Consider the following 15,787-nt stretch of genomic DNA (forward strand, 5'->3'; position numbering starts at 1 on the left):
ACCAGCGTCAGCCCGTGCTGCCGGCAACCACCGGCAGCACGGGCTGACGCCGTTAACCGGGCCAATGCCCGGGTCGAGCCAAGCGCGGACCGGTCAGGCGGCGATCTGGACGCGTTCCACGGTCACGGCGTCCACCACGGCCCAGCTGTCCTCTCCGTGGCAGTGCCGGCAGGCGAAGCGCTCAGCGTCTTCCAGGGTGTCGAAGACCTCGGAGCGGGCCCGGCCGCAGTCGGCGTCGAAGTACGTAACGTGAAATTCCTGTACTGCTTGGTTTTCCATAAGTCCAGTCTGCAACCGGGGTCTGACATTCTTAGGAACCGACTCAGCGTGTTGTTGAGGACGCGAGGCGTACGGACCGGGAAATTGCCGGCTATCAGTGCCCGGGATGAGCCATCGCCGGTTGGCTCCCGTCTCCGGTTGTCTCTTTCAGGTGCGCTTCGAGGACATCGCGGACCGAGGTCCACTCGTGCGGGCCATAGCGGTCGTTGTTGACATGCTGGAGCTCCGCCTCCCCGCTGAACATGCTGACGAAGTACTGCATACCCTGCCATGCGGGAAAGGCCTGGTCTTTGTCCTTCGACAGTAGCCGCCCAACCCTGCTCACGGCAGCCAACATACCGGTGGTCCCGGCCCATTGCAGGGAGAAAGGCGTCTCTGTGAGTTCGGTCATCGTCCGGGCAATACTGCGCGCCGTGACGCGGTCGCCGGCTATCTCGACCACGCGGGGTGCGTCCTCATCCAGGGCGGCAAGTGCGACGACGCGTGCGACGTCGTCCTTGGTGGTGAAGTCGAGAACCTGGTCCGGTGAGGACCAGAACAGGACCCGGTGGCGGTTAAACAGGATCATCGGCGCTTGCCCGGTGAGCATGTCGGCGAAGGCCCCGTTCAGCACGGAAGTTACGCGTATGGGTGCTGCGTCGAGTTCGGCGGCGAACTCGCGGCGGAGCTCGAAGTTGCGGTTGCTGCCGGGGGTGACCCGGCGGTAGTCCGCGGAGTAGTCCGACGGGATGAACCGTGCCACACCTGCGTCGACGGCGGCCGCGAGGAGCGCCCGCTGCGCGTCGACGATGACAGGACGCGCACCGCTGACGGCGGAAATGACGGTATCCACGCCGGACAATGCGGAGGCGAGGCCGGCCCGATCTGTGTAGGCAGCCTCGTGGATCTCCACACGATCCTCCCCGCCGTAGATGCCATGGGCCGTTCCGCTCCCGGGGCGTGTCAGGACCCGGACCGCGGCGTCGCGGCGGAGGAGTTCGCGTACGATGCGTTGGCCGAGGTCACCGGTGGCTCCGGCGACGAGGACGGTGATGGTAGTGATGATTTGCTCTTCTCGGTAGGTTTCGGTGAGGCGCCGGCGGGAGAATCGATGCGAGGGCCACGGGCTCGGGTTTGGCCCCCATGCAGAAATAGTACTTGGCGGCGCAGCGGGGGCTGGCTGTGAAGCAGTCAGCGATTGCCCAGACGGAGCACGCGTTCCTGTGCCAGCACGGTGGCCCGGCGGGCCTTGTCTGCCGCCCGCGCGGCCTGTTTCGCCTCGGCAGCGGTGGTGGCCAGCCGCTTGCGGGAGCGGTCCAGGCGTTCTTCGGTGGCTTGAAGCCGGCTCCTGAGTTCAGCTGTTTCCTGCTGCAGTTCCGCGATTTCCGCCCGCGCCTGCCCTTCCTGCTCCTGCAGCCCACCGGCCAGTTGCAAGGCTGCTTCCTGGGCCTCCTGGGCCTCCGCGAGGGCGGCCCTGGCCCGTTCAAGCGCTGGCGGCGAGGCAGGCCGGGGCGTCTGCCGGACTGCCTCAAGCCGGGGCCTGGCCTGCTTTGGCCCGGTGCCCTGCGGCGTCGTCGTTGGCGTCTTCGATGCCGCCGCGTTCGCCGCTGGCGTCTTCCTGGCTGGCGGCTTCACCCCTGTGGTCTTTGCACCTTCCAGCCGCGGCGCGGACCGGGGAGTACCGGCGGGACGGCTGGGCGGTACGGCCGGGAGCAGGCCGGGGAGGGCTACCGCACCGTCCAGGTCCACGTCGTTAGCGCCATCTGCGGAGAGGACTTTCAGCAGCCGCCCACTGGCAACGGCGTTGGCCGCCCCCGCGTCTGCCGTCATGGCCCGGAGGGTTTCCTCGACGTCGGAAGCCATCGCGTCGCTGATGGACCGGCCCTGCGCCCGGGCCACGGACCGGACGGTGTCGACGGCGTCTGCGAGCATGGTGCGCCGCTCACGGCCCAGCTCGCGGAGGGCAGCGGCATCCAGCGAGTCCTGGGCTGCCCGCATCCGCGCCCCCAGCTCATCCAGCCGGGCAGGCACCTCCGGCCGGTGGCGGGCAAGCATATTGAGCGCCCACGCAGCGACGGAAGGTTTCGGCAGGCCCCGGACCGCTGCCGCCAGGCCCTTGTCCCGGCCCGATGCTTCCTTGGCCGCGGCGGCGCGGGCTGCAATGAAGTCCTCCAGCGTTCCCGCATAAAGGCGGTTGGCGATGTCCGCCAGGGCTTCGTCATCCATGCCGCCATCTTAGGTGTCCTGGCTGCCTCGACAGATGCGGGGCAAAATGGCGCGGCGCAGCGGAGGTTGCGGGAAAGCACCCTGTTGCTCGCCCGCCGGGAGGGGTAAGTTGCACAAATGGACGATTCATATCAGGTCATCGTGGTTGGCGGCGGATTTGCCGGGAAGGCTGCGGCTGAGGAGTTGGGCCGCAAGGGCGTCCGCGTGCTGCTGCTTGACGCCAACAGCTACCAACAGTTCCAGCCGCTCCTCTACCAGGTGGCTGCATCGCAGATTGGCGTGTCCACGGTGACGCGGCCGCTGAGGGCGGAGTTCCGCGGAATCAACAGCGTCCGGGTCCTGACGGCGACGGTGACTGCCATCGACGCACCGAACCGGACCGTCACCACGGCCGACGGGTCCACTTACCGGGCCCAGGCCCTGGTCATCGCCACTGGAGCAGTGCCGAACTTCTTCAACACCCCCGGCGCAGATGAGCATGCCTACCCGCTGTACTCCGTCGCGGACGCCACCAGGCTCAGCGCGGCCATCACCGCCGTCCTGGACCAGGCCGACCGTGAGCCGGGAGCAGGCGCTGACGTCATTGTGGTGGGCGGTGGCCCCACTGGCGTCGAGACGGCCGGCGCGCTCGCTGAGAACGTCAAGTACCTGGTGCCAAAGTACTTCTCGCCGGAACTGGCCGATCGGTGCCACATCCACCTGGTGGATATGGTTCCAAACGTCCTCGCCGCGTTTTCGGAGAAGTCGCAGACCTACGCGCGGGACCGCCTGACGAAGCTCGGCGTGCAGCTGCATATGGGCCAGCCCGTGGCCGAAGTCCGGCCGGACGGTGTGACCCTCAAGGGCGGGACGGTCATTCCTGCCCGGATCGTGGTCTGGGCCGGTGGCCTGCAGGCCGGAAAAATCATCACCGAATCCGGCCTGGGGCAGGGGAGGGGCGGCCGGATTGACGTCCAGCCTGATCTGACCGCGCCGGGCGTCGAGGGCGTCTATGTCCTGGGTGACGCCGCCAACATCACGGACGCCGGCGGGAACAAGCTGCCGCAGTTGGGGTCGGTAGCCCAGCAATCGGGCAAGTGGGCGGCGCGCAATATCTACGCGGACCTCACCGGCGGCGTGCGCGAGCCTTTCCGATATTGGGACAAGGGGTACATGGCCATGGTGGGCCGCGGAGCGGCGGTGGCTGAGCTGGGCCGCCAACGGCTGCACTTGCAGGGGCCGTTGGCCTTCGTTTCGTGGCTGGCGGTGCACCTGGCCCTGTTGCCCGGCTTCCAGCAGAAAGTCAGGGCGCTGTTTTCCTGGGCTAATGGCTACGTGACCCACAGCCCGTCCCAGGTGGTGGTCGGCAGGCCGGACTAGACCCCGTTACGCAGGCGTGGCCGACCCATGGCGATGGCGCCCATCCACCGCGTCAGTTCCTCCCGAAACTGACGAGCCGGCCCGCGGCAGTCCAGCCGGATGATTCGTAGCGGACGGCTGCCTCCGGTTCAACCACCATGTGCAGGTACTCGGCGCCGTGCAGGAACGCCTCCTCCGCCATGGCGGCGAACAGGCCCTGTTCGAAGGTCTCCTGCTCCGGCCCCTGCGGCAGTTCGGTGACCGCCACCGCCGCGAAATCGTCCCGGATTTGGATGCGTCCCTTGGCGACAGGGTGGTCAAATACGGTTATTTCGACGGCGTCAAAAGTCTCCATCGGTGCCAGGGCCACCTGGGAGTTTTCCGGCAGCACCACCGGTCCGTTAAGCTCGGCCGTCGGTGCCATGAGCAGCACCCGTTCGGCCACGGGTGCCAGGCCCCCTGGTGCATGGTCCCTTGCGGCAGCGGCAGCGGCGTCGGCGCAGAGCAGGGTGAGGCGCACTCCGGCCTTGGCTACGGCGTTGCTTGCAAGCTCCTCGGTGCCCGGTCCGGGCCAGCCGGCAACGTACTCCTGGCTTTCCGGGTCCTGCCCGGCGCCTGCCCCGAGGACGAATCCTGAATCAACGGGGCCTGCACTGCGTTCCTGCAGGTCCGCCCACGCAGGGACCCATCCGATAGCGGGCAGTTCGTGGTGGTCCGGCATGGGATTCTTCCTAACGTCCAGCACCGGTCTGCAGTGTCCGGTGCGGCTGGGCTGGGGCTTTTCTGTCAACGTATCCGATCGGCACGCGGGCCGCCAGCGGGGCCGGAGGGGCTTGGTCCCGGCCTGGCCGCAGCGGACGGCCTAAGGCAGGTGAGCGAAGGACATCCCTGCCGAGAGCAGCTTGTCCAAGGCCTGCTTGACGCCTTCTGCCGTTCCCCCATTGGGGTGGTTGCCGTGGCAGATGACCACGTCCCCCGCCCGCGCCCTTCCCACCTCCCTGGCAACGACTGCGGCGGGAAAGGTCGCGCCGCCGTCGCCATTGATGCTGAAGCCCACCGGCTTCACGCCCAACGCACCCAGGATGTCCGTGGCGACGTCGTCCAGGTAGGCGGTGCCAGGGCGGAAGTACTTGGGCCGCTTGCCGGTGATGTTCGCCAGGGCCTCATCGTTTGGCATGACCTCGTCGTAAACCTCCCCCGCGTTCCTGGTGCCCGGAATGCCGTAGGCCGTGTTGCCGTTGGTGGACAGCGGCTTGTGGGACGTTCCGTGGTTGGCGATCTCGAAGAGCGGGTCTGCTGCCAACTGCCGGGTGGTGGCGGGGTTGGCTGCGATCCACCGCGAGTTCAGGAAGAGCGTGGCCGGGATGTGGCGCTGGCGCAACGTGTCAAGAAGGGCCTGGTCGCAGCCGCTGCCGCCGGGGCCACCGCAAAAGTCCAAGGTCAGTGCGATGCCCTGCCCTGGTGGCATCCGGGTCAGGACGCCGGGAGCCTCCAGGCCCCAGTACCGGGCCTGGTGCTTTCCGAAGGTATCGACAACCTGGGCACGTGACAACACGGGAGCGGCCGACGGGTTGGGCGCCGGTTCGTCACCGTCCGGACCGGAGTGCAGGACCGTCGAGCTGAGGTCGCCTGCGCCGTCGTCGGGCGCGGGCAGGTCGGAGGAGGTTGCTTTCTGCTTCTGGTCCGGCTGCAGGCTGGGCACCGCGGCGGACATGGTCAGTACCGCCGCCAGTAAAACGGCCCTGCGGCCGGGACCTTTTCCGTCCTGGCTCAGGTGCCGCGGGACATGTGGTTCCACTTCTAGTTCCTGTTCCCTGGCTGTCCTGCGGGCCTGGTCCGGTCCCGCCGGCCCGGACATGCGGACGTGGCAGGTGCGGTGTGACTGCAGCCTGCGGGGATGGCAGCGTCGAAGGCCATGGCGCGCGCAACAGCAGCCTGGGAGCGGGGGGTCATACCGGGAGGATACCTTGCCTGGCTTGCTGTTTCCTGAACTCCGCACGGCGTCGGAGCGGCGGCCGGCCGAAATGGCGCTTAACCAGCGAAAAACCCCGGAAACCCCTGAAAACAGGGGCTGTCCGGGGTTTATCCCGAGCTTCCTATCAGAATCGAACTGATGACCTTTTCATTACGAGTGAAACGCTCTACCGACTGAGCTAAGGAAGCACCGCATGAAAATCCCCGGCGGAACCGGGCGCTTCATGCAAGAGTCAACTGTAATAGAGTCCCCTCGCCCCGGTCAAAATGGGGCGGACGGAAGCTGCGGGAGCAGTCAGCAGACCGTGTTGTCGGCCGGCAGCTTGCCGCCCACCAGGTAATTGTCCACCGAGTCCTCAAGGCAGCTGTTGGCCCGGCCGTAGGCGGTGTGCCCTTCACCGCGCCAGGTCAGCAGTGAGGCGTTCCCCAACTGCTTGCGCAATGACGCGGCCCAGCCGACGGGGGTGGCGGGATCGCCGGTGGTTCCGATGACCACGATGGGGGAGTCGCCGCTGTATTCCACCGGCGCAGGCGTACGGACGTTCTTGTAGGGCCAGTCGGCGCAGGTGGTGCCGCCGTAGGCAAAGAAGTAGCCCATGGTGGGGGAGTCCTGTTCGAGCCGCTTCTCCTCCGCCCGCATGCCCGCGGCATCCGAAACCATGGGGTAGTCGAGGCAGTTGATTGCGTTGAAGGCGAAGGTGGAATTGGACGTGTACGAACCGTCGGAGGCACGGTCGGCGCCGAGGTCGGCAAGCCTGAGCATGAGGCTTACATCGCCGGACATGGCCGCCTCAAGGGCTTGGGTGAGTGCGGGCCAGCTTTGGTCGTTGTACAGCGGGGTGATCAGGCCGCTGACGAATGTGGTTGCATTGACCAGCCGCCCGTCCTTCGCCGTTCGTGGCGTCTCCTGGATGGAGTTGATGAGGTCCCGGATCTGTTTCACGCCGGAGTCGGCGTCGCCGCTGAGCGGGCACTTCCCTTGCTTCTGGCAGCTCGCAACGTAGGTGTGGAGTGCCTTTTCGAAAGCCTTGGCCTGGCCGCTGGTGAGCTCTTCGTTGCTGATGGAGGGGTCAAGGGCTCCATCAAGGACCATGCGGCCCACGTTGTCCGGGAACAGGGAGGCGTAGGTGGATCCCAGGAACGTGCCGTAGGAGTACCCCAGGTAGTTCAGCTTGGTGTCGTTTACGACGGCCCGCAGGACGTCCATGTCCTTCGCGGCGCTGACGGTGTCGATATGGGCCATGACGGGGCCCGTTTGCGCCGCACACTGCGAGGCGATTGCCTTGTTGTCCGCAAGGGCCGCCTGCAGCCCGGAATCGGTGTCAAGGGCGTAGATCTTGGCCCGGTAGGCGTCGCGTTCGGCGTCCGACATGCAGGTGACCGGGGCCGAGCGCTTCACGCCGCGCGGATCGAAGCCGACAAGGTCGTAGGAGTTTCGGACTGCGGCCGAAAAATGCGTTCCGGCGGCGTCCTTGACGAAGTCGTAGCCGGACGCGCCCGGGCCGCCCGGGTTGACCAGCAGGCTGCCGGTCTTCTTGCCCGTGCTCGGCGCCCGCAAAGCGGCCAACTGGATGGTCTCGCCGCCAGGATTGGCGTAATCCACGGGCACGGTCACTTTGGCGCACTGGAACTCCCCTTCGCACGGTTGCCAAACGACTTCCTGCGAGTAGAACTTCTCCAGCCCGGCCGGAGCGGACGCCACGATGGACGGATCAGCCTTGGCGGTGGCCGCCTCCTGCGGGTTCCTGTCGCCGCCGTTGAGGAGGCTGCACGAGGCCAGGACCATGGCCAGGACCATGGCACCCGCAGCGCGGACGGCGACCGCCAGGGACCTGTGGCGTGCGGGCAGGGAGCGGGCAGTCATCGGGTCTCCTTGGAAGGCTGGATCAGGCTGGCCGCCATGGACTCTATGGTCAGCAGCGGGGCCACATTGGTAGTGGTGATGCGTTCGCGGGCTTTGTTGATGGCGTCCATGCGGGCCAGCGTGGCTTCCGGGGTGGTGTGGGCTGCGAACTCCTCCAGCTCACCCCTCAGCTCAACGTTGACCAGTTCCACGGCGTTCCCCAGCTGGATGACCAGCACATCCCGGTAAAAGGACAGCAGGTCGGTGAGCGTACGGTCCAGGGAGTCGGTGATGGACCTCTTGGCGCGGCGTTTCTGGTCGTCTTCGAGCTGCTTCACCTGGCTGCGCATTGCTGGCGGCAGGGTGCCGGACTCCGGTGCTCCAAGCGTAGCAAGGAGGCTGGCCTTCTCCGCGGCGTCGCGCTCCTCATTGGAGCTGTTTGCCTCTGCCGTGGCGATCTTGACCAGTTTGTCCGCCATCATGACGGCGGCCGTTACGCCGCGCAGTCCCAGCGGAAAACGGACGGTTTCCAGGCGGCGTTCCCTTGCGGCAGGATCCCTGGCCAGCCGGCGGGCAATCCCCACGTGGCTTTGCGCCGTGCGGGCTGCCTGTTCCGCGAGGGCCGGGTCTACGCCGTCCCGCCGGACCAGCAGCGCTGCCACGTCCGAGGCCGGCGGCAAGCGGAGGGCCACGCTGCGGCAGCGGGAGCGGATGGTGACCAGGACGTCGGCAGGCGAGGGCGCACACAGCATCCACACGGTGCGCGGCGTCGGCTCCTCGATGGCCTTGAGCAGCACATTCGTGGTCCGTTCGGCCATCCGGTCGGCATCCTCCACGACGATGATCCGCCAGCGGCCCGACGACGGCCGGTTGCCCGCCGTCGCTACGAGCTCACGGGCCTCGTCTATGGTGATGGTGACTTTTTCAGTGCGCACAAAAGTCACATCGGAATGGGTTTCGCCCAAAATCGTGTGGCATGCCTGGCACTGTCCGCACCCTCGAAGGCCCACGTCTTCCTGGTCGCAGTTCAACGCGGCAGCGAACGCCTTGGCGGCGTTGGAACGGCCGGACCCCGGCGGCCCGGTGAACAGCCAGGCGTGGGTCAGGCCTTCGCCGCCCGCGGCCTGGCGCAGTTGTTCGACGACGGCGGGCTGGCCCTGGAGGTCATCCCAAACGGTCACGAGCCACCACCGCCGGAGGGTGTTCCCGGCGCCGGCACCGGCACCGCCTCCTCCGCCGCCGGCCCCTGCACTGCATCCAGCAGGGTGTCCACCCGGGCGAGGATCCGCCCGGCCAACTCGTCAACGGGGAGGCGGGCCGGGAGGACCAGGTAGGACCCGGGCCGGACGGCTGCCAGATCGAGGAATGCGTCCCGGATGCGGGTGTGGAACTCGTCGGCTTCGGATTCCAGCCGGTCCTCGGTTGCCTGGCCCGCGGTCCGCCGGCGGCGCCCCAGGTCCGGGTCGACGTCCAGCAGGACAGTCAGGTGCGGCTGGAGGCCAGAGGTGGCCCACTCGTTAAGGGTACGCACGGCGTCCTGGCCCAGGTTTCGGCCTGCCCCCTGGTAGGCCACGGAAGAGTCGATGTAGCGGTCGGTCAGCACCATCTCGCCGCGCGCAAGGGCAGGGCGGATCACCTGGGTGGCGTGCGCGGCACGGGAAGCCGCAAAGATCAGGGCCTCTGTATGGGCGTCGATCTCGCCGTTTCCGTGGTCCAGCACCAGTGACCGGAGCTTTTCGCCGACCGGGGTGCCCCCGGGTTCGCGGGTACGGAGCACGGTATAACCGCGGGCTTCCAGTGCCTCCGCCAGCCGGGCCGCCTGGGTGGACTTGCCGGCACCATCGCCACCTTCGAATGCGATGAATACGCCGGCCCTCTGTTTGTTCACTACTCAAGCCTACCGAGGCGTGGCGACAATCCCGGCTTCCGGAGACCTCCTGTGCAGGAGCAGTGGACGGACCGGCGTCCACAAAACGACACTGCTTTCCGGCCCGATTGGCTGGAACAGTACCCTTTGACCATGAGTCTTTCCGAGCACCAGGCCGCGTCCCTTACACCCGAGACCGTGGTGGTGGCGGCCGGACGCCCGCCGAGGGAAAGGGACCAGCCGGTCAACCCTCCCATCACCCTTTCGTCCACCTACTTTGGGACCGGCCCGCTCGGTGATGGCGACCGGGGCTACGGCCGGTACTCCAACCCCACCTGGGACCCCTTCGAGGAGGCACTCGGCCAGCTTGAGGGAGCGGCGCTTCCCGGGCTGCTCTACGCATCCGGACTGGCCGCGGTCAGCTCTGCGCTGTCCCTGATTCCGGCCGGCGGGGTGCTGGTCATGCCCAACCACAGCTACTCGGGCTCGCTGGTGATGGCCTCCGAACTCGCCCAAAAGGGCTTCATTGAACTCCGGACCGTGGACATTGCCGATACCGGCGCGGTCCAGGACGCCCTTGCACCCCAGGGTCCGGCCGCCAAAGCCGCTTCCATGCTGTGGCTGGAGAGCCCCACCAACCCCATGCTCGGCATCGCGGACATGGCCGCCGTCGCTGAAGCCGCCCACGCCGCCGGGGCGATCGTGGTCACCGATAACACGTTCTCTACGCCCCTGGTGCAACAGCCCCTGCTGCTCGGATCCGACGTCGTCCTCCATTCGGTGACCAAATACCTCGCCGGGCACTCCGACGTCGTCCTTGGCGCGCTGGTCACGTCCAACCCGGACATCCGCGCTGAACTGCTGCACCACCGCATCATCCACGGCGGCATCGCCGGCCCCTTCGAGGCGTGGCTCGCACTCCGTGGCCTGCGGACGCTCGCGCTGCGCGTGGAGCGGTCGCAGGAATCAGCCATGGTCCTCGCGGGCCGCCTCGCAGGGCACCCCGCCGTCGAGTCCATCCGGTTCCCCGGGCTCGACACCGATCCGGGGCACATCCGCGCGAAGGCGCAAATGAAGGGGTTTGGGTCCATTATCTGCATCCAGGTGGCCCCCGCGGCGGGCCTCAGCGGCGCCGACGCCGCGGACAAACTCGTGCGGGCCCTTGGCCTCTGGCTGCCCGCCACGTCCCTGGGCGGCGTCGAGTCCCTCATTGAACGCCGGCGCCGGCACTCGGCTGAACCCGCCAGCGTCCCGGAGAACCTGGTGCGGCTGAGCGTCGGGGTGGAGGGCGTCGAGGACCTCTGGGCTGACCTGAAGCAGGCGCTGGACACGCTGGGCGGCTAGGCTGGGTCTGTGGACGGTCGACTAATCATCAGTTACGTAGAGCAGGCAGTGTTCTTCATCCTTGGCCTGGTGGCTTTGGGTCTTGAGCTGTGGGCGTTCGTGGACTGTGCCCGGCACCGGCCCAACGCCTTCGAAGCCACTGGAAAACGGACCAAGACCTTTTGGCTGGCCTTGACCGGCGGCTCGGCCCTGATCGGCGTGATTTCGTTGTTCGGTTCCGGCGGGGGCCTCTTCAGCACGCTGGGCCTGTTCGGCCTGGCCGCGGTGGTCGCCGCCTCCGTCTACCTCGCGGATGTCCGCCCCGCCGTGAAGGACGCCGGCCGCGGCGGCAGCCGCAACATGGGCCCCTACGGCCCGTGGTGACCAGGCGCCACAGCGTCCCAGTCCACCGTTAGTTCCCCCAGGCGCCATCTGCCGGGACCGTCCTGGACCGGCCACCCGGCGTCGCGCAAACCTCGGCACATGCCCACCCAGCGCTGCCTGTTGCCAAATGAAGCAAGCGGCGCACTTCCAAACCATGCCTTGTCCATGGCCCGCATAAAGTCGTGAACACGTTCACCGGGGACATTACGGTGGATCAGCGCCTTGGGCAGCCGCTCAGCCACGTCCGAGGGCAGCCCGAAACTGCCGAAACGGACCGAAATGCCAAGGGACAGGGGGCGCTCCCGGTCCAGCGCCACCCACGTGACGCGACGTCCGATCTCGTCGCACGTGCCGTCCACGAACAAGCCGCCGGGGGACAACCGGTCCTGCACCAGCCGCCAAATGCCCGGTACATCCGCCTCTTCGTACTGCCGCAGGACATTGAAGGCGCGGACCAGCACGGGGCGCCCCGGGACGGGCAGTTCGAAGCCGCCCACCTGGAATGTCAGGCCGGGACGCTGCAGCGGAAGCGCCGCCCGGACGCGGTCGGGCTCAATTTCGATCCCGCAGACCCGCACGTCCGGCCTGATAACGGCGAGCCGTTCGTAAAGTTCGACGGCGGTGGCCGGCGTTGCGCCATACCCCAGGTCGACCACCAGCGGGTCCGCCGCGGACCGGAGGCGCCAGGCCTGCGGTCCCGTCAGCCACCGGTCAACCCGGCGCATCCGGTTCGGGTTGGTGGTGCCGCGGGTCACGTTGCCCACGGGGCGGCCCTTCGCGGCCGCGGACGTCCGTCCGGAAAGTTGCGGGGCGTCCACCCGCTCAGCCTTTTGAACCACCGCCCAACCCTATCGCCCGGCGCCGGTGTCCCGCCCATCCCGGCCCCGCGGGATCCTTGTAACGCTGGGCGGGGGGCAACACCGCTCAGCTAGGATGAAAATCATGACTTACAAGCTGATCCTGCTGCGCCACGGCCACAGCGAATGGAACGCCAAGAACCTGTTCACCGGCTGGGTGGACGTTGACCTGAACGACCAGGGCCGCGCGGAAGCAGCTCGCGGCGGCGAACTGCTGGTGGAAAACAACATCCTCCCGGATGTGCTCTACACCTCCCTGCTGAAGCGGGCCATCAACACCGCAAACATCGCCCTGGACAAGGCCGACCGCGGCTGGATTCCGGTCAAGCGCGACTGGCGGCTGAACGAACGCCACTACGGTGCGCTGCAGGGCAAGGACAAGGCCCAGACCCTCGCCGAGTTCGGCGAAGAGCAGTTCATGGAGTGGCGCCGCTCCTACGACACCCCGCCGCCGCCCCTGGACGACAACAGCGAATTCAGCCAGGCCCACGACCCCCGCTACGCGGACCTTGGCGACGCCCTGCCGCGCACCGAGTGCCTGAAGGACGTCCTGGTACGTCTCCTGCCCTACTGGGAATCGGACATCAAGGAAGACCTCAAGGCCGGCAAGACCGTCCTGGTCACGGCCCACGGCAACTCGCTCCGCGCGCTGGTCAAGCACCTGGACGGCATCAGCGATGAAGCCATCGCCGGCCTGAACATCCCGACGGGCATCCCGCTGGTCTACGAACTGGATGAGAACTTCCAGCCGATCAAGCCCGGCGGCACCTACCTTGACCCCGAGGCGGCCGAGCAGGCCATCCTGGCAGTAGCCAACCAGGGCAAGAAATAGGGCATTAGCCGCGAACGACGGCGGGCCGGCCACCTGGGTGGCCAGCCCGCCGTCGTTATCAGCAGTGTTTAGCTGTGCTCGGTGGCGTTCGGCTGCCACGCTCCGGTCACGAGGTAGGTGACCTTCTGGGCCACGGAAACGCCGTGGTCCGCGAAGCGTTCGAAGTAGCGGCTGGCGAGCGCAACGTCCACCGTGGTGGCGGGGGACTCGGTCCACTCGGGAGCAGCGATGGCCTTGAAGACGCTCAGGTGAAGGTCGTTGATGGCAGTGTTCGCCTTGAGGATGTCCCTGGCCACCTCGAGGTCGCGGCTCTCCAGCAGGACCGTCAGCTTGTCGGCGATTTCCTGGTCCAGTTCGGCCATCCGGTTGAAGGTCTCCGTCATGGACGCGGGAATCACGGTGGAGGGGTACCGGAGGCGGGCCAGCTGGGCGATATGCCGTGCCAGGTCACCCATCCGCTCCAGGGATGCGCTCATCCGGAGGGACCCTACGATCATGCGCAGGTCGCTGGCGACGGGACCCTGCAGCGCCAGGATGTCGATCGCGCGCTCATCCAGGCTGTTCTGGAGGAAGTCAATGCGTGCGTCCGCAGCGATGACGTCCTGGGCGAGGTCCACGTCCGCTACCTGGAATGAGGTAGTGGCCTTTTCGATCGCTTCGCTGACCAGGCGGGAGATCTCCACCAGCTGGTCACCAACCTGGGTGAGTTCTTCCTGAAAAACCTTACGCACGTGGGCGTCCTTTCCTTGGAACTCCCGCCGGCCGCTGCAGGGCAGCAGGAATCGTATCGCCGTTGGGCGCTCTGACCTCTAACTTTGTCATCGCCCGGTAAACGATTATGCCCACACAGGTGAACGTTAGTTGAACCTACGCCGTAACTGGCCGGAGTCGGCAGGAGGCGACAGGCAAGAGCATAAAGTGGACCTGTGGATCCTATTCTCATTGGTCTGGTTGCCGGCCTTATCGGCCTGGCGCTTGGCACGTTCGGCGTGCTTGCCTACCGGGTCAGCGAGAAACAGCGTGAACTGCTGGATGTCGATGCCGGGGAGCTCGCCTTGCCGGCCGGCGCCGCGGAGGTGCTCGCCGTCGTCGGCCGCGCTTTTGTAGTGCTCGACGACGTCGACGGCGTGGTCCGTGCCAGCCCCGCAGCCTACGCGTACGGCCTGGTCCGCGGGCACACCGTAGTGCACAAGGAACTCCTGGACATGACTGCAGGGGTCCGGCGGGACGGCGTCATCCTGGAAAAGCAGCTCGAGCTTCCGCGCGGGCCGCTGGGGCAGGGAACCATTATCGTCCAGGTGCGGGCGGCCATGTTGGGTGAGGAATACATCCTGCTCCTTGCCGATGACCGGACTGAAATCACGCGGACCGAAGAGATCCGCAATGACTTCGTTGCCAACGTCTCGCACGAACTGAAAACCCCCGTGGGCGCCATCTCCCTGCTGGCTGAGGCGCTGGAGTCCTCCGCCGATGACGAAGAAGCCGTGCGCCGCTTCGCCAAGCGCATGCACAAGGAGTCAGCCCGCCTGGCCGCGCTGGTCCAGGACATCATTGAACTTTCCCGCCTCCAGGGTGCCAGCGTGACACAGCAGGGCGGTCCCGTCGACATCAACGCGGTGATCGCGGAGGCCGTGGACCGCTCGCAGCTTCCCGCCGAAAGCAAGAACATCAGCATCGTGGTCGGCGGCCGGACGGAGGGGAAGGTGTTCGGGGACCAGGACCTTTTGGTCACGGCGCTGCGGAACCTCATCGACAATGCCATCCGCTATTCCCCGCCCAACACCCGTGTTGGCATCGGCGTTCGCTCCAGGGACGGCCTGGTGTCCATTTCCGTCACCGACCAGGGGGACGGGTTGTCGCCGGAGGACCAGGAGCGCGTCTTCGAGCGCTTCTACCGGGTTGACGCCGCCCGCTCCCGCCAGACGGGCGGTACCGGGCTTGGCCTGAGCATCGTCAAGCACGTGGCGTCGAACCACGGCGGCGAAGTGACGCTGTGGTCCCAGCCAGGCCAGGGGTCGACCTTCACCCTTCGGCTGCCCGAGATGGAAGGGCAGGACGGCGACGCCGGGCCGTCCAGTTCCGTCCGGCCGGCACTGCCGCCCGCCCAGGGGACGCCCGGGGCCACTCTTACCCAAGTACCACGCGCCGCCGGCGCAACAGAACGAGGAGCTAGCGCTTGAGCAGGATTTTGATTGTTGAGGACGAGGAATCGTTCAGCGATCCCTTGTCCTATTTGCTGGGCAAAGAGGGATTCGAGGTTGAGGTGGTGGACAACGGGCTGGACGCCATCACCGAATTCGACCGCAACGGCGCCGACCTGGTGCTGCTGGACCTGCAGCTCCCCGGGCTTTCCGGTACGGAGGTATGCCGCCAGCTCCGGCAGCGCTCCACCGTTCCCGTGATCATGCTGACCGCCAAGGACTCGGAAATCGACAAAGTGGTTGGCCTGGAGCTTGGCGCGGACGACTACGTCACCAAGCCCTACTCATCCCGGGAGCTGGTGGCCCGTGTCCGGGCCGTCCTGCGTCGCCAGGGCGAGCCGGAAGAACTGATCTCCGCCACGGTCCAGGCCGGGCCTGTCCGGATGGACATCGAACGGCACGTGGTAAGCGTGGACGGCGAACAGGTCCTGCTTCCGTTGAAGGAGTTCGAACTGCTTGAGATGCTCCTCCGCAACTCCGGCCGGGTGCTCACCCGCGGCCAGCTGATCGACCGGGTGTGGGGCTCCGACTACGTTGGCGACACCAAGACCCTGGACGTCCACGTGAAGCGCCTCCGTGGAAAGATCGAACCGGATCCTTCTGCCCCGCGCTATCTGGTGACCGTGCGCGGCCTCGGGTACAAGTTCGAGCCGTAGGCCCGAAGACACCGCAAAAAAGGGAGGA

16 protein-coding genes and 1 tRNA gene are annotated in these 15,787 nt (G+C 67.0%); 6 read left to right on the top strand and 11 right to left on the bottom strand.

What is annotated here, in order from left to right; translation table 11 throughout:
- Positions 1 to 93 precede the first annotated feature (93 nt).
- The 3 genes from J2T23_RS16785 to J2T23_RS16795 form a co-directional block, all read right to left on the bottom strand.
- Entirely contained in the window at positions 94 to 279 is a 186-nt protein-coding gene (locus J2T23_RS16785; protein WP_141158104.1) for a hypothetical protein, read from the bottom strand.
- 94 nt (positions 280 to 373) lie between these two features.
- Positions 374 to 1,324 (bottom strand): NmrA family NAD(P)-binding protein, encoded by a 951-nt coding sequence (locus tag J2T23_RS16790; protein ID WP_307361873.1) that lies wholly within the window; start codon positions 1,322 to 1,324, stop codon positions 374 to 376.
- Between the two features lie 125 nt (positions 1,325 to 1,449).
- Complete coding sequence (locus tag J2T23_RS16795; RefSeq protein ID WP_307361833.1) at positions 1,450 to 2,484, bottom strand: hypothetical protein; 1,035 nt, start codon at positions 2,482 to 2,484, stop codon at positions 1,450 to 1,452.
- Positions 2,485 to 2,601: 117 nt separating this feature from the next.
- Between J2T23_RS16795 and J2T23_RS16800 the strand changes: the two genes are divergently transcribed.
- Positions 2,602 to 3,843, top strand: coding sequence for an NAD(P)/FAD-dependent oxidoreductase (locus J2T23_RS16800; RefSeq protein ID WP_141180776.1), 1,242 nt, complete (start codon positions 2,602 to 2,604; stop codon positions 3,841 to 3,843).
- Between the two features lie 52 nt (positions 3,844 to 3,895).
- Here the strand turns inward: J2T23_RS16800 and J2T23_RS16805 are convergent, their stop codons facing one another.
- The 6 genes from J2T23_RS16805 to tmk form a co-directional block, all read right to left on the bottom strand.
- Positions 3,896 to 4,543, bottom strand: coding sequence for a hypothetical protein (locus J2T23_RS16805; protein ID WP_307361835.1), 648 nt, complete (start codon positions 4,541 to 4,543; stop codon positions 3,896 to 3,898).
- 141 nt (positions 4,544 to 4,684) lie between these two features.
- Positions 4,685 to 5,620 (bottom strand): polysaccharide deacetylase family protein, encoded by a 936-nt coding sequence (locus J2T23_RS16810; protein WP_307361839.1) that lies wholly within the window; start codon positions 5,618 to 5,620, stop codon positions 4,685 to 4,687.
- 292 nt (positions 5,621 to 5,912) lie between these two features.
- Positions 5,913 to 5,985 (bottom strand) — tRNA-Thr (locus tag J2T23_RS16815).
- A 106-nt stretch (positions 5,986 to 6,091) separates the two neighbouring features.
- Positions 6,092 to 7,660 (bottom strand): alpha/beta hydrolase, encoded by a 1,569-nt coding sequence (locus J2T23_RS16820; protein ID WP_307361842.1) that lies wholly within the window; start codon positions 7,658 to 7,660, stop codon positions 6,092 to 6,094.
- Positions 7,657 to 8,820 (bottom strand): DNA polymerase III subunit delta', encoded by a 1,164-nt coding sequence (locus tag J2T23_RS16825; protein ID WP_141158098.1) that lies wholly within the window; start codon positions 8,818 to 8,820, stop codon positions 7,657 to 7,659. The genes J2T23_RS16820 and J2T23_RS16825 overlap by 4 nt, the downstream gene beginning before the upstream one ends.
- Entirely contained in the window at positions 8,817 to 9,527 is a 711-nt protein-coding gene (tmk, locus tag J2T23_RS16830) for a dTMP kinase (RefSeq protein ID WP_246839771.1), read from the bottom strand. The genes J2T23_RS16825 and tmk overlap by 4 nt, the downstream gene beginning before the upstream one ends.
- Positions 9,528 to 9,659: 132 nt before the next feature.
- Between tmk and J2T23_RS16835 the strand changes: the two genes are divergently transcribed.
- Both J2T23_RS16835 and J2T23_RS16840 read left to right on the top strand, forming a co-directional pair.
- Complete coding sequence (locus J2T23_RS16835; protein WP_307361844.1) at positions 9,660 to 10,850, top strand: trans-sulfuration enzyme family protein; 1,191 nt, start codon at positions 9,660 to 9,662, stop codon at positions 10,848 to 10,850.
- Positions 10,851 to 10,859: 9 nt separating this feature from the next.
- Positions 10,860 to 11,213: a DUF2516 family protein gene (locus J2T23_RS16840; RefSeq protein ID WP_141158096.1), complete on the top strand. Its 354-nt coding sequence runs from the start codon at positions 10,860 to 10,862 to the stop codon at positions 11,211 to 11,213.
- Here the strand turns inward: J2T23_RS16840 and J2T23_RS16845 are convergent.
- Complete coding sequence (locus tag J2T23_RS16845; RefSeq protein WP_307361848.1) at positions 11,198 to 12,052, bottom strand: class I SAM-dependent methyltransferase; 855 nt, start codon at positions 12,050 to 12,052, stop codon at positions 11,198 to 11,200. The two genes, J2T23_RS16840 and J2T23_RS16845, sit on opposite strands and share 16 nt — an antisense overlap.
- 103 nt (positions 12,053 to 12,155) lie before the next feature.
- Here J2T23_RS16845 and J2T23_RS16850 point away from each other — a divergent pair, with 103 nt between their 5' ends.
- Complete coding sequence (locus J2T23_RS16850) at positions 12,156 to 12,902, top strand: phosphoglyceromutase (RefSeq protein ID WP_141158094.1); 747 nt, start codon at positions 12,156 to 12,158, stop codon at positions 12,900 to 12,902.
- A gap of 68 nt (positions 12,903 to 12,970) precedes the next feature.
- Here the strand turns inward: J2T23_RS16850 and phoU are convergent, their stop codons facing one another.
- Complete coding sequence (gene phoU, locus J2T23_RS16855) at positions 12,971 to 13,633, bottom strand: phosphate signaling complex protein PhoU (RefSeq protein ID WP_307361850.1); 663 nt, start codon at positions 13,631 to 13,633, stop codon at positions 12,971 to 12,973.
- A 204-nt stretch (positions 13,634 to 13,837) separates the two neighbouring features.
- On the opposite strand from phoU, the gene J2T23_RS16860 reads away from it, so the two are divergent.
- A complete protein-coding gene (locus J2T23_RS16860; protein ID WP_141183266.1) occupies positions 13,838 to 15,082 on the top strand; it encodes a sensor histidine kinase in 1,245 nt (414 codons plus the stop codon).
- A complete protein-coding gene (locus J2T23_RS16865) occupies positions 15,079 to 15,759 on the top strand; it encodes a response regulator (protein WP_141180782.1) in 681 nt (226 codons plus the stop codon). The genes J2T23_RS16860 and J2T23_RS16865 overlap by 4 nt, the downstream gene beginning before the upstream one ends.
- Positions 15,760 to 15,787: the final 28 nt, after the last annotated feature.

The organism is Pseudarthrobacter niigatensis, from assembly GCF_030812615.1.
Taxonomy (GTDB): Bacteria; Actinomycetota; Actinomycetes; order Actinomycetales; family Micrococcaceae; genus Arthrobacter; species Arthrobacter niigatensis.

Excerpts from the sequence above, each read along its gene's own strand:
- J2T23_RS16820 (WP_307361842.1), bottom strand. The coding sequence starts at position 7,660 with ATGACTGCCCGCTCCCTGCCCGCACGCCACAGGTCCCTGGCGGTCGCC.
- J2T23_RS16850 (WP_141158094.1), top strand. The coding sequence starts at position 12,156 with ATGACTTACAAGCTGATCCTGCTGCGCCACGGCCACAGCGAATGGAAC.
- J2T23_RS16800 (WP_141180776.1), top strand. The coding sequence starts at position 2,602 with ATGGACGATTCATATCAGGTCATCGTGGTTGGCGGCGGATTTGCCGGG.
- J2T23_RS16785 (WP_141158104.1), bottom strand. The coding sequence starts at position 279 with ATGGAAAACCAAGCAGTACAGGAATTTCACGTTACGTACTTCGACGCC.
- J2T23_RS16835 (WP_307361844.1), top strand. The coding sequence starts at position 9,660 with ATGAGTCTTTCCGAGCACCAGGCCGCGTCCCTTACACCCGAGACCGTG.
- J2T23_RS16805 (WP_307361835.1), bottom strand. The coding sequence starts at position 4,543 with ATGCCGGACCACCACGAACTGCCCGCTATCGGATGGGTCCCTGCGTGG.
- J2T23_RS16795 (WP_307361833.1), bottom strand. The coding sequence starts at position 2,484 with ATGGATGACGAAGCCCTGGCGGACATCGCCAACCGCCTTTATGCGGGA.